Annotated in this window: 11 protein-coding genes; 4 read left to right on the plus strand and 7 right to left on the minus strand. The window is 64.6% G+C overall.

Annotated elements, in window-relative coordinates; translation table 11 throughout:
• Positions 1-70: 70 nt before the first annotated feature.
• Both pobA and JQ572_RS06000 read left to right on the plus strand, forming a co-directional pair.
• Positions 71-1,240 carry a 4-hydroxybenzoate 3-monooxygenase gene (gene pobA / locus JQ572_RS05995; protein WP_211382020.1) on the plus strand — a complete coding sequence of 390 codons (1,170 nt, stop codon included), beginning with the start codon at positions 71-73 and terminating at the stop codon, positions 1,238-1,240.
• Between the two features lie 243 nt (positions 1,241-1,483).
• A complete protein-coding gene (locus JQ572_RS06000) occupies positions 1,484-1,903 on the plus strand; it encodes a PaaI family thioesterase (protein ID WP_211382021.1) in 420 nt (139 codons plus the stop codon).
• A gap of 2 nt (positions 1,904-1,905) precedes the next feature.
• On the opposite strand, the gene JQ572_RS06005 is transcribed toward JQ572_RS06000, so the two are convergent.
• Complete coding sequence (locus tag JQ572_RS06005; protein ID WP_211382022.1) at positions 1,906-2,790, minus strand: LysR family transcriptional regulator; 885 nt, start codon at positions 2,788-2,790, stop codon at positions 1,906-1,908.
• Between the two features lie 123 nt (positions 2,791-2,913).
• Between JQ572_RS06005 and JQ572_RS06010 the strand changes: the two genes are divergently transcribed.
• Positions 2,914-3,549 carry a pyridoxamine 5'-phosphate oxidase family protein gene (locus JQ572_RS06010; RefSeq protein ID WP_211382023.1) on the plus strand — a complete coding sequence of 212 codons (636 nt, stop codon included), beginning with the start codon at positions 2,914-2,916 and terminating at the stop codon, positions 3,547-3,549.
• A gap of 177 nt (positions 3,550-3,726) precedes the next feature.
• Here JQ572_RS06010 and JQ572_RS06015 read toward each other — a convergent pair whose 3' ends face one another.
• From JQ572_RS06015 to JQ572_RS06025, 3 genes are read right to left on the minus strand one after another with little or no spacing between them, the layout of a single operon-like run.
• A complete protein-coding gene (locus tag JQ572_RS06015) occupies positions 3,727-4,458 on the minus strand; it encodes an ABC transporter ATP-binding protein (RefSeq protein ID WP_211382024.1) in 732 nt (243 codons plus the stop codon).
• The gene (locus JQ572_RS06020; RefSeq protein WP_211382025.1) at positions 4,455-6,224 is read right to left on the minus strand and encodes a branched-chain amino acid ABC transporter ATP-binding protein/permease; all 1,770 of its coding nucleotides are present in this window, start codon (positions 6,222-6,224) and stop codon (positions 4,455-4,457) included. Before JQ572_RS06020 ends, JQ572_RS06015 begins: the two co-directional genes overlap by 4 nt.
• A gap of 7 nt (positions 6,225-6,231) precedes the next feature.
• Positions 6,232-7,272, minus strand: coding sequence for a branched-chain amino acid ABC transporter permease (locus JQ572_RS06025; RefSeq protein ID WP_211382026.1), 1,041 nt, complete (start codon positions 7,270-7,272; stop codon positions 6,232-6,234).
• Positions 7,273-7,449: 177 nt separating this feature from the next.
• Between JQ572_RS06025 and JQ572_RS06030 the strand changes: the two genes are divergently transcribed.
• Entirely contained in the window at positions 7,450-7,995 is a 546-nt protein-coding gene (locus JQ572_RS06030; protein ID WP_211382027.1) for a MarR family winged helix-turn-helix transcriptional regulator, read from the plus strand.
• 95 nt (positions 7,996-8,090) lie between these two features.
• On the opposite strand, the gene JQ572_RS06035 is transcribed toward JQ572_RS06030, so the two are convergent.
• The 3 genes from JQ572_RS06035 to JQ572_RS06045 form a co-directional block, all read right to left on the minus strand.
• On the minus strand, positions 8,091-9,374 hold the full coding sequence (locus JQ572_RS06035; protein WP_211382028.1) for a glycerate kinase type-2 family protein: 1,284 nt from the start codon (positions 9,372-9,374) through the stop codon (positions 8,091-8,093).
• 188 nt (positions 9,375-9,562) lie between these two features.
• A complete protein-coding gene (locus JQ572_RS06040) occupies positions 9,563-10,792 on the minus strand; it encodes an ABC transporter substrate-binding protein (RefSeq protein ID WP_211382029.1) in 1,230 nt (409 codons plus the stop codon).
• Between the two features lie 240 nt (positions 10,793-11,032).
• On the minus strand, positions 11,033-12,265 hold the full coding sequence (locus JQ572_RS06045) for an ABC transporter substrate-binding protein (RefSeq protein ID WP_211382030.1): 1,233 nt from the start codon (positions 12,263-12,265) through the stop codon (positions 11,033-11,035).
• Positions 12,266-12,319 lie beyond the last annotated feature (54 nt).

Raw genomic sequence — 12,319 nt, forward strand, 5'->3', positions numbered from 1 at the left:
ATAATTATCGTGCGCGGACGATCGCGACAAGCGACCGTGACGAACCCTACAGGATCGGAAGGAGCAAGTATTGCGGACAAAAGTCGCAATCATCGGGGCCGGGCCGGCCGGATTGTTGCTTGGGCAACTTCTGCACCAATACGGCATCGATAACGTCATTCTGGAGCGGCAGAGCCCTGATTACGTGCTGGGCCGCATCCGCGCCGGGCTCCTGGAGGAAGGAACAGTCGCGCTGCTCGACCAGGTCGGCGCCGGTGCACGCGCGCATGCCGAAGGCCTGCCGCATGAGGGCATCGAGCTCGCCTTTTCCGGCCGCCGTCACCGCATCGACATGAAGGCCGCGACCGGCAAGACCGTCATGATCTACGGCCAGACCGAGGTCACGCTCGACCTGATGAATGCGCGGAAGGCGGCCGGCCTGACTACCGTCTACGAGGCCAGGGACGTGCAGCCGCATGATTTCGACGGCAGTCACCCGCGCGTAACCTACGTGAAGGATGGCGTTGCCCACGCGATCGATTGCGACTTCATCGCCGGCTGCGACGGCTTTCACGGCGTCAGCCGCGCCAGCGTGCCGGCTTCGGCGATCGAGGAGTTCGAGCGGATTTACCCGTTCGGCTGGCTCGGTATTCTCTCGGATACGCCGCCGGTCAGTCACGAGCTGATCTATTCCAACCACGCCCGCGGCTTTGCGCTCTGCACCATGCGCTCGATGAAGCGCAGCCGGCATTACGTGCAGTGCTCGCTCGACGACCACGTCGACCAGTGGCCGGACGATCGCTTCTGGGACGAATTGAAGCGCCGGCTCGACCAGGAGGCGGCCGACAGCCTGATCACGGGCCCCTCGATCGAGAAGAGCATTGCGCCGCTGCGCAGCTTCGTCGCCGAGCCGATGCGCTTCGGCAGGATGTTCCTGTGCGGGGACGCCGCCCATATCGTGCCGCCGACCGGCGCCAAGGGGCTGAACCTCGCCGCGAGCGACGCGCATTATTTGTCGAGCGCACTTCGCGAGTTCTACGACGAGAAGTCCAATGCCGGGATCGATGCCTATTCCGCCAGGGCGCTGGCACGGGTCTGGAAGGCCGTGCGTTTCTCCTGGTGGATGACCTCGATGCTGCACAAATTCCCCGACAACGGCACCATCGGCGCGCGGATCCAGCTCGCCGAGCTCGACTACGTCACGCAATCGCAGGCCGCGATGACGTCGCTGTCGGAGAATTACGTGGGGCTGCCGTTCTAGGACGATGCCGTAGCGAGGTCATAGGGTGGGTTAGCCTCGCGAATGCGTGAAGCGCAGTTCGCTGGGCGTAACCCGCCACTTCTGCTGCCGCGGACACCAAACAGGTGAGTTACGCCTTCGGCGAACCACGCTGCGGCACAGCCCGTTTCAAACACCCCCGCAAATTCCGTTTAAAACTTTGTAGGCGGTGAAACCGTCATCCACATCGCGTTCAATGGCCGCAGCCACCAACGCGAGATAGCCATGACCTCCACCGACATCCCCGCCGGCTTCGAGCCGCATTTCCGCAAGGCGCCGCTCACCGATCCGTGGGAGCCACTCTATTCCAAAAAGACCGACAAGGGCGTCACCGTGGGATTGCGGCTGGCGACGCCGCACACCAATGCGCGTGGGCTGATCCATGGCGGTCTGATTGCGGCGCTGGCCGATGCGGCCATGGGCTATAGCTGCGCGCAGGCGACGGGATGGACGACGTCGTTCGTCACGATCTCGCTGTCGGTCGACTACGTCGGTGCGGGCGAAATCGGCCAATGGCTCGCGATCGAGGGTGAGGCGATCAAGACCGGCTCTACGATCTGCTTCGCGCAGAGCCTGGCGAAGGCGGACGACACCGTGATCGCGCGCGCCAGCGGCACGTTTCGGGTGGTGCCGAAGAAGGCGTGAACCTACCCAAATCTCCACTCCGTCGTCTCCACCACGAGATCGACGAAGGCGCGCACCTTGGCCGAGAGCAGGCGCGAGGTCGGATAGACGATGTGGATCGGCAGCGCCGGCTGCTCGTATTTCGCCAGCACGATTCTGAGCCGCCCGCGCCGCAGGCCCTCGGCGGCCTGATAGGCCAGCACGCGCGTCACGCCGCCGCCGGCCTCGGCATATTGCAGGGCGGCGTCGGCGCTGTTGCTGGCGAAGCGCGGGTTCGGCGTCACCTCGATGTCGCGGCTGTCCTGCACGAAGCGCCAGTTCGCGGATGGACCGAATGCGATGGTCTGGTGCGTGAGCAGCGCCTCCGGCGTCTTCGGCTCGCCATGGTGCTTCAGATAGCCCGGGGTCGCCACGACGATCCGCCGCATTTCGCCGACCTGGCGCGCCACCAGCGTGGAATCGGCGAGATGGCCGATCCGCACCGCGACGTCGACGGCGTCTTCAACCAGATTGACGAGGTTATCGGACAGCCTGAGTTCGCAGGCGACCTCGGGATAGCGCTTGAGATAGGCGGTCATCACCGGCCCGACATGGAGCCGGCCGAAGCCGACCGGCGCCGACACCACGAGCCGTCCACTCGGCCGGTTGCGCTCCTCCCGCGCCGAGCCGTCGGCCTCCTCGACGTCGGCAAGGATACGCCGGGCGCGTTCCAGATAGCGCGTGCCGACGTCGGTCAGCCTGACCTGGCGGGTGGTCCGCTGCAGCAGCCGCGCGCCGAGATGCTCCTCCAGCGCCGCGATCAGCCGCGTCACCGCCGAGGGCGACAGCCGCAGCTTGCGCGCCGCCGGGGCAAAGCCGCGCAGATCGGCGACGGTGACAAAGACATGCATGGCTTCGAGACGGTCCATCCTATTATTTCATATATTGCAATGATGAAGTGTCAATCGGAATGATTGTTTTAGCCGATGGAAGTGTCCATTTTGCGTGGCGAAAGACGCAGCAACGCGCCGGAATTTTCAGGAGATGTTCCGATGACCGCAGCCCACACATACGCCAGCGACGTGGCCTTCACGCCGGCAGTCAAGTCGATCCAGACCCGTAAGGGCTCGCGCGAGGCCTATGCCCGCGCCGAGCAGCACGGCTGGCGCACTGAGGTCGACGAGAAGCTTGCCGGCTTCCTCGCCGAGGCCAACAGCTTCTATTTCGCCACCGCGTCAGCCGACGGCCAGCCCTATATTCAGCATCGCGGCGGACCGAAAGGGTTCCTCAAGGTGCTGGACAAACAGACGCTCGCCTTTGCCGATTACGCCGGCAACCAGCAGTTCATCACGCAAGGCAATCTGACGGAGAATCCCAAGGCGTATATATTTGTCATGGACTACGCCCACCGTCGCCGGGTGAAGATCTGGGGCGAGGCGCATGTGGTCGAGGACGACGCGGCGCTGACGCAGTCCCTTATGCCGAAAGGCTACCGGGCGCGGCCCGAGCAGGTGATCCTGTTCAAGATCGCAGCGTGGGACACCAACTGCCCGCAGCACATTCCGCAGAAGTTCGATGCAACGGATGTGGCGACCGCGCTGGCGGCAAGAGATCAGCGGATCGCGGAGCTGGAAGCGGAGGTCGCGGCGCTGAAGGGGGAGGCGAGCTCACCATCCAACGAAAACTGAATCGGCGTGTACGGTGCACTCTCTCCCCTTGCGGGAGAGGGTGGATTCGATGCATTGCATCGAAGCCGGGTGAGGGGTTTCGATCCTCACGAGCGGTTTTGCGAGTTGAGAGAACCCCTCATCCGGCGCTTCGCGCCACCTTCTCCCGCAAGGGGAGAAGGGAAGTGGAGCGGGCGGTTACAATACACTCGCACCTTCGTGCTGGAAGCCGAGATAGCTTGCCGCGACCCGCTCATTCGCTGCGACGTCGCTGGCCTTGCCGCTGAGCACGAATTCGCCGAGCTCCATGACATAGGCCTGGTCGGCGATCTTCAGCGCGGCCTGCGCGTTCTGTTCGACCAGCAGCACGGAGACGCCGCTGGCGCGCAGCTCGGTGACGATGCGGAAAATGTCGGCGACGATGATCGGGGCGAGGCCGAGGCTCGGCTCGTCGAGCATCAGCAGCTTGGGCTCGCCCATCAGTGCGCGGCCCATCGCGAGCATCTGCTGCTCGCCGCCGGAGAGCGTGCCGGCGAGCTGCTTGCGCCGTTCCTTCAGCCGCGGAAACAGGCCGTAGACCCGCTCCATCGAGGCTTTCGCCTTGCTTCTTTCGATGCGGAAAGCGCCGAGCTCGAGATTGTCCTCGACATTCATGGTCACGAACAACTCGCGGTGCTCGGGGACGAGGCCGAGCCCCATCGCGACGCGATCCTCGATGTCGAGCCGTGACAGGTCCTGGCCGGCGAAGACGACGCGTCCCTTCAGCGGCAGAATGCCCATGATGGCCGACAGCAGCGTGGTCTTGCCGGCGCCGTTGGCGCCGACGATGGTGACGATCTGGTTCTGGCCGACCTCGAGCGAGACCGAACGCACCGCCTCGACCTTGCCATAGGCGACATGCGCGTCGGTGACGGACAACAGCGCGCTCATGCCGCCACTCCGAGATAGGCCTTGATCACTTCGGGATTGGTCTTGATCGTGGCGGGCGTTCCTTCGGCGATCTTGGTGCCGAAATCGAGCACCACGATGCGGTCGGCAAGGTTCATCACGAAGCCCATGTCGTGCTCGACCAGCAGCACGCTCATGCCGCCGTCGCGCAAATCGCGCAGCAGCGATGCCAGCCGCTGCTTCTCCATGTGGCGCAGGCCGGCGGCCGGCTCGTCGAGCAGCAGCAGCATCGGATCGACGCAGAGGGCGCGGGCGATCTCGACGATGCGCTGCTGGCCGAGCGAGAGCGAGCCCGCAAGCTGGTGCATCTGGTCGCCAAGTCCGACGCGCTCGATCTGGCGGGCGGCCTCCGCGAGCAGCCTGGCCTCGTCGGCCCGGTCGAGCCGCAGCATCGAGGAGATGGGACCGGAGTGACCGCGCAGATGCGCGCCGATCGCGACGTTCTCCAGCACGGTCATGTCGGGCACCAGCTTGACGTGCTGGAAGGTGCGGGAGATGCCGAGCTTGACGATCTCCTGCGGCGGCGCCTTGTCGACCTTGCTGCCGAGCACCGAGATCGAGCCTGACGTCGCCGACAGCACGCCGGTGATCAGGTTGAACGTGGTGCTCTTGCCGGCGCCGTTCGGGCCGATCAGTGCGACGATCTCGCGGGCCTGGACGTCGAAGGAGACGTTGTTGACCGCGACCACGCCGCCGAACTGTTTGCGCGCCTTTTCGACCTGGAGCAGGACGCTGGATTGTCCGGGCGAGCGGGGGCGCTGCTCCAGTTTCAGCGAGGTGTCGGGCTTCTTGCCGCTCCTGCGCTCGGGCAGCAGCGACATCAGCCAGGGCCAGACGCCGCCTGGTGCGAGTTGCAACAGCGCCACCAGCATGATGCCGAACACGATGGTTTCGACCTGGCCGGAGCCCGGCAGGACAAGCGGCAAATAGCTCTGCAGCACTTCCTTGAGGACCACGACGAGGGCCGCGCCCAGCACCCCGCCCCAGACATAGCCGGCGCCGCCGACCACGGCGATGAAGAGATATTCGATGCCGGCCTGCGCGCCGAACGGCGTCGGGTTCACCGCGCGCTGAAGGTGCGCGTAGAGCCAGCCGGAGAGGCCGGCGAGCACCGCGGCGTGGATGAACACCAGCATTTTCGCCCGCGGCGTGTGCACGCCGAATGCCTCGGCCGCGACGTGGCCGCGCCGGAGCGCACGGATGGCGCGGCCGGTGCGGGAATCCAGTAGATTCATGGTGAGCAGCGCCGAGACGATCACGGCAACCCAGATCGCGTAGTAGATCGAGCCGGGCGAGAGCATCTTGAACGCGCCGATCGACAGCGGCGGGATCGCCGAGATGCCGTCGTTTCGTCCCAGAAATTCCAGCTTGCTGAAGAGATAGAACAGGCCGAGTCCCCAGGCCAGCGTGCCGAGCGGCAGATAGTGGCCGGAGAGGCGGACGGTGACGAGGCCGAGCAGCACCGCCAGCAGACCGCTGACCAATAGCGACAGCGGCAGGGTCAACCAGGGCGACAGGCCGTAGGTCGTCGACAGCACCGCGGTGGTATAGGCGCCGAAGCCGACGAAGGCCGCCTGGCCGAACGAGGTCAGGCCGCCGACGCCGGTCAGCAGCACGAGGCCCATCGCGACCAGGGCAGCGAGGCCGATATTGTCGAGCAGCACGATCCAGAACGGCGGCATGCCGGGCACGAACGGGATCGCCGCCATGAGAAGCGCGAAGACGAGGATGGGAAGCCGGCTCTGCATCTTGGCGTCAGTCCTTCTCTTCCTCGACCGCAGGCGCGGCGAGCGAGCGCAGCAGCAGCACCGGGATCAAGAGCATGAAAACGATCACCTCCTTGTAGTTGGAGGCATAGAAGGACGAGAACGCCTCGACGATGCCGACGAACAGCGCCGCGACGGCGGTGAGCGGGTAACTGACGAGCCCGCCGATGATCGCGGCGACAAAGCCCTTCAGGCCGATCAGGAAGCCGGAGTCGTAATAGAGCGTCGTGATCGGAACGATCATGATGCCAGACAGCGCGCCGATGACCGAGGCCAGCAGAAAGGCGATCTGACCGGACAGCGTGGTGCGGATGCCCGCAAGCCGCGCGCCGAGCCGGTTCACGGCGGTCGCGCGCAGCGCCTTGCCGTAGAGCGTCAGGCCGAAGAACAGCCAGAGCCCGACGATGAAGGCGATGGTGATGCCGTAGACGGTGATGCTCTGGCCGGTGAAGCGCAGCGCGCCGGCGGTGAACGAGCCGGACAGCACGGCAGGTCCGCGCTGGCCTTCGGCGCCGAAGAACAGAAGGCCCAGTCCCTGCAGCGCGAGGTGGACGCCCACCGATGCGATCAGCAGCACCAGCACGGAGGTGTGTGCCAGCGGCTGGAACGCAATCCGATAGAGAAACAGGCCGATCATCGCCACGATCACCAGCGACAGCGCGATGCAGACCGCCACCGGCGGCTTCTGGGCGGCGAAGTAGACGGTCAGCGCCAGCACGATGGCCGGCAGCACGATGTTAGCGACGATGCTGCGCAGGATCAGGCGCCCGTGCAGCGCCTTGCGCGCAGCGAACAGGTCGAAGGCGAAAGCGCCGATGCCCAGCGCCAGCGCGAGCTTTGCCGTCCCCGGCATCTGGCCCGCGGCCAGCGAGGCATAGGTCAGCGCGCCGTAGGTGACGAACTCGCCCTGGGGAATGAGGATGACGCGGGTGACGGCGAACACCAGCACCAGCGCGAGGCCGAGCAGCGCATAGATCGCGCCATTGGTGATGCCGTCCTGCAGCAGGAACAGCATGATGGTGGTATTCAAGACCGGACGCTCCCCCTCGAAGATTAAGGACCGGTCCCCTGATTGTGGTGGATGGTCCGCTCACAGCCATTGAAATACGCTGACGATATTTGATATGGTCCATAACAATTATCAAATATAACTTCAAGGGTGGCGGGCGACCCGTCCCGAATTTAACGGGATTACGAGCACGAGGCGATGACCGTTTCCAAAACCGCTGAAAAGTCCTCTGAAAAGCCCGCCGATACGGCCAAGGGCCGCAAGGACGCGGCCGAGGCCCAAGTCCAGGTTCAGGGCCCGGGACCTGCCGAAGCCCTCCAGCTCGGGGAGCTCTCGGAGCAGCTCGGCTATGTACTGAAGCGGGCGCAGCTCAAGGTGTTCGAGAATTTCCTGCGCTGCATGGCCTCGCTCCAGCTCACGCCGGCGCAGTTCTCCGTGCTGCTGCTGGTCGACAAGAATCCGGGCCGTAACCAGACCGAGATCGCGTCCACGCTCGGCATCCTGCGCCCGAACTTCGTGGCGATGCTCGACAATCTCGAGAGCCGCGACCTTTGCGCGCGGATCCGCTCCACCAACGACCGCCGCTCGCACATCCTGGTGCTGACCGACAAGGGCAAGGCGGTGCTGGCCCGCGCCAAGAAGCTCGTCGCCACCAAGCACGAGGCCCGGCTGAACGAGCTGCTGGGGCCGTCCAATCGCGAGGCCCTGCTGGGGATGCTCTCGAAGATCGCCAACGAGTTTTGAGGCGGGGCTGTCATCGCCCGGCCTCGACCGGGCGATCCAGTACTCCGAGACGGCTGTGACTCATCGATAGGCCGCGGCGTACTGGATTCCCCGCATCAATCGACCAGGATCACCCTGATATCGTTGACGTTGGTCAGCGTCGGCCCCGGCAGCAGCAGATCGCCCGTCGCCTCGAAGAACGTGGTCGCGTCGTTGTTGTCGAGATAGGCCTGCGGCTGCAGCTCCTGCGCCTTCATCTTCGCAAACGTCGCCGCGTCGATCAGCGCGCCGGCGGGGTCGGTGGGATTGCCGGCACCGCCGTCGGCGCCGTCGGTGTCGCCGGCGAGCGCGGAGATGTTTGGTGTGTCCTTCAGCAGGCCGGCGAGCGCCAGTGCGTATTCCTGGTTGGGACCGCCGCGCCCCTGGCCGCGCACGGTCACCGTGAGCTCGCCGCCGGAGAGGATGGCGACGCGCTTGCCCTGCGCGCGGGCCTGCAGCGCCAGCCGGACGTGATCGGCTGCGACCTCGCGGGCCTCGCCCTCGAGATCGGCGCCGAGATCGATCGTCTCGTAGCCGGCCTCTTTCGCGAGCTTCACCGCCGCGTCGAGCGACTGCTTCGGACGCGCGATCAGCTCGAACTGCGCGCGGGCGAAGGCGGCGTCACCGGGCTTGCAGCTCTCGTTGCGTTCATCGTCCAGCGCGCGGCGGACCGCATCGTCGACGTCGAGCTTGTACCTGGCGACGATGGCGCGTGCGTCAGCCAGCGTGGTCGGATCGGGCACGGTGGGACCGGAGGCGATCGCGGAGGGATCGTCATGCGGCACGTCGGAGATCGCCAGCGTCACGATCCCGGCGGCATTCTTGCCGGCGCGCGCCAGCCGCCCGCCCTTGATCCGCGACAGATGCTTTCGCACGACATTCATCTCGCCGATCGGCGCGCCGGAGCGCAGCAGCGCCTTGTTGACCGCCTGCTTCTGCGCGAAGCTGATGCCCTCCACCGGCGCGATCCAGTTCGCCGAGCCGCCACCGGTGAGCAGCACCAGAAGCAGATCGTCCGGCCCGGCCTCGCCAGCGAGCGCGAGCGTGTCGGCCGCGCCCTTCAGGCCGGCCTCGTCGGGCACGGGATGACCGGCCTCGACCACGCGGATGCGGCGCGTCAGCACGCCGTAGCCGTGGCGCGTGGTGGCGATGCCGACGAGGCGCTCCGGCGCGAGCTTGAGCGTATCGAGATAATGCCGCTCGGCGGCGGCGGCCATCGCGGCCGCGCCCTTGCCGGCGGCGAGGCAGATCACGCGCCCCCGTGGCGCGGGGCGCAGATGCGGCGCCAGAATTGTGCTCGGATGAGCGGCGGCGACCGCGGCGTCGTAGAGCGCGCGGAGCAGGGGACGTCGGTCGGTCATGACGAAAGGCCTTGGGCGGACAGAAGAGATCGGCGGCAAACGTTGCTCACATGCCTACCGCATCATGCGCCAGAGCGTAAGCCGGCTTTGCCATCATTCGATTGTGCAATCGCGTGATCATAATCGCTGCGCAAGCAAAAGCCCCCTGCGATGGTTCGCAGGGGGCCTGTTGTCGTCGTGTGAAGCGGTCAGCCGCCGACGTCGGCGCTGATCACGTCGCCGAACAGCTCCCACTTCTCGCCCTTGAATTTTTCCAGCTGAAGTTGGCTGATCGGTGCGAAGTCGGTCGGGGAGGTGTTGATCTGAATACCCGGCAGCAGCAGTTCGGTGCGGAAGTTTTTCAGGCCGGCCGCGTGCTTCATGACGTTCGCGCGGGTCAGATCGTCACCGCACTGCTTCAAGACCTGAACCAGCGTCTGCGCGACGGCGTAGCCGACGATGGTGCCCTTGTCGAGCTTGTCGCCCTCGGGGAAGTACTTGTTCATGAAGGCCAGGAAGTCCTTCATGCCCGGGTCGTTCGCCCATGCCGGATCCGACGCGTCCTTCAGATAATCGGCGGAGATGATATCCTGGCCGTTCTCGAAGCCGGCGGGCTTCATCACGCTGCCGACGTTGGCGGAGACGTTGTTGAGGAAGTGCAGCGGCTTCCAGCCGATCTCGGCATTCTTCTTGATCGCCTGCGCCGCGAATTTCGGCGTCGTGATGTTCATGAAGACGTCGGCGCCGGTCGACTTCAGCTTGACGATGTGGTTGTCGATGGTCGGCTCCGACGTCTCGTAGCTCTCTTCCATGACGATCATCGACGCGGCCTTGGCGCCGAGACCGTCCTTCAGGCCCTTGAGATAATCCTTGCCGTAATCGTCGTTCTGGAACAGCACGGCGATCTTGGCGTCCGGCTTGTTCTTCAAGAGCCACCTTGCGTAGATCTGCGTCTCGCTCTGGTAGTTGGGCTGCCAGCCCATGGTCCAGGGGAAGTCCTTCGGATCGTTCCACTTGGTGGCACCGGTGGCGACGAAGAGCTGCGGCACCTTCTTCGAGTTCATGTATTTGTGGATCGCCGAGTTCGGCGGCGTCCCGAGCGAGTTGAAGATTAACAGCACCTCGTCGCTCTCGACCAGCTTGCGCGCCTGCTCCACCGTCTTCGGCGGCGAGTAGGCGTCGTCGTAGCTGATGAAGTTGATCTTGCGGCCGTTGATGCCGCCCTCGTCGTTGATCTTCTTGAAATAGGCGGCTTCGGTCCGCCCGATGATGCCGTAGGCGGAAGCTGGTCCGCTGTAGGGCATGATGTTGCCGATCTTGATTTCGGTGTCGGTCGCGCCGGTATCGTATTTCTTCTGGGCCGATGCAGTGGAGGCCGTGGCCGCAATGAGCGCAAGCGCCATTGACGCGGCCGCAAGTTTGCCGGTGACAGCGGGCATTCCTATCTCCCTATTTTCTTGGTGTGTGTGCGCCCCTTTTCTTGTCTTGATCGTTTTTGGCGACGCTGCCCGCAATTCAATACGATTTGGCCAAGGCGTTCAACAGAAAGCCCCCGCGCCGGCGCCGCAGGGGCTGCTTCTTTAGTAGTCAGGAGGGGCGCCCGCCCGTGTGCGACTGCGAGAAGGCGCAGCCGTCTTGAGTTGATTAACCAAACGCCGGCGATTTTGAGTTGCGCCGCTTCAATGCCCGAGCTCGCTCGAGATGATATCGCCGAACGGCTCCCATTTCTTGCCCTTGAAGCGCATCATCTGGAGCTGCTCGATCGGGGCGAAATTGTCGGCTGTGGTGTTGATCTTGATGCCGGGCAGCAGCGTGTCGGGTTCGAAATCCTTCAAGGAAGCCGCCTGCTTCATGACGTTGTCGCGGGTGAGGTCGTCGCCGCACATCTGCAGCACCTTCACCATGGTCTGCGCGGCGGCATAGCCGAACACCACGGCGGCATCGAGCTTGTTGGCCTTGGGGTCGTATTGCGCGATGAAATTGTAGAACTTCTTCATGCCGTCGTCGGCATTCCACTGCGGGTCGGAGCCGTCCTTGGTGTAGCTCGCCGACAGGATGCCCTGGGAGATCTCGAGGCCCGCCGGTTCGAGCACGCCGCTGACCGAGGTCGAGACGTTGGAGATGATGTGGACCGGATGCCAGCCGATCTCGGCCGCTTTCTTGATCGCCTGTGCTGAGAATTTCGGTGTGGTGATGCTGATGAAGACGTCGGCGCCCGCGGCCTTCAATTTCACGACGTGCTCGTCGATCGCGGGCTCCGAGGTGTCGTAACCGTCTTCCAGCACGATCATCGAGGCCTTGGGCCCAAGGCCGTCCTTCAGTCCCTTCAGATAGTCCTTGCCGAAATCGTCGTTCTGGTAGAGCACGCCGATCTTGCCGTCCGGCTTCTCCTTCATGATGTACTTGGCGTAGATGCGTGCCTCGCTCGCGTAGCTCGGCTGCCAGCCCATGGTCCATGGATATTGCTTCGGATCGTTCCACTTCGAGGCGCCGCTCGCCACGAACAGTTGCGGCACCTTCTTCTCGTTCATGTATTTGCGGATCGCGCCGTTGGTGGAGGTGCCGAGCGAGCCGAAAATCAGCAGTACCCCGTCGCTCTCGACCAGCTTGCGCGCCTGCTCCACCGTCTTCGGCGGCGAGTAGCCGTCGTCGTAGGAGATGAACTTGATCTTGCGGCCGCCGATACCGCCCTCGGCATTGATCTTGTTGAAATAGGCTTCCTCGGCCTTGCCGATCGCGGCATACGCGGAGGCCGGCCCGCTATAGGGCATGATGTTGCCGATCTTGATCTCGGTATCGGAAGCGCCGCTGTCGTATTTCTTCTGCGCCAGTGCCGGTGCCGGGCTGCCCATCGCAGTGCACAACGCGAATGCGGCCAGAACGGCCGCAACCTGAAATCGAACGGCAGTCATCTTTCTCCACCCGGAACGGATCGGCGCCGCATTGAACAAAATTGACGGCGGACG

It is taken from the genome of Bradyrhizobium sp. SZCCT0153 (assembly GCF_018129995.1).
GTDB classification, from domain to species: domain Bacteria; phylum Pseudomonadota; class Alphaproteobacteria; order Rhizobiales; family Xanthobacteraceae; genus Bradyrhizobium; species Bradyrhizobium japonicum_G.

What these genes read in the sequence shown, in the direction of transcription:
- JQ572_RS06000 (WP_211382021.1), top strand. Translation starts at nt 1,484, where the DNA reads ATGACCTCCACCGACATCCCCGCCGGCTTCGAGCCGCATTTCCGCAAG.
- JQ572_RS06005 (WP_211382022.1), bottom strand. Translation starts at nt 2,790, where the DNA reads ATGGACCGTCTCGAAGCCATGCATGTCTTTGTCACCGTCGCCGATCTG.
- JQ572_RS06010 (WP_211382023.1), top strand. Translation starts at nt 2,914, where the DNA reads ATGACCGCAGCCCACACATACGCCAGCGACGTGGCCTTCACGCCGGCA.
- JQ572_RS06015 (WP_211382024.1), bottom strand. Translation starts at nt 4,458, where the DNA reads ATGAGCGCGCTGTTGTCCGTCACCGACGCGCATGTCGCCTATGGCAAG.
- JQ572_RS06020 (WP_211382025.1), bottom strand. Translation starts at nt 6,224, where the DNA reads ATGCAGAGCCGGCTTCCCATCCTCGTCTTCGCGCTTCTCATGGCGGCG.
- JQ572_RS06030 (WP_211382027.1), top strand. Translation starts at nt 7,450, where the DNA reads ATGACCGTTTCCAAAACCGCTGAAAAGTCCTCTGAAAAGCCCGCCGAT.
- JQ572_RS06035 (WP_211382028.1), bottom strand. Translation starts at nt 9,374, where the DNA reads ATGACCGACCGACGTCCCCTGCTCCGCGCGCTCTACGACGCCGCGGTC.
- JQ572_RS06040 (WP_211382029.1), bottom strand. Translation starts at nt 10,792, where the DNA reads ATGCCCGCTGTCACCGGCAAACTTGCGGCCGCGTCAATGGCGCTTGCG.
- JQ572_RS06045 (WP_211382030.1), bottom strand. Translation starts at nt 12,265, where the DNA reads ATGACTGCCGTTCGATTTCAGGTTGCGGCCGTTCTGGCCGCATTCGCG.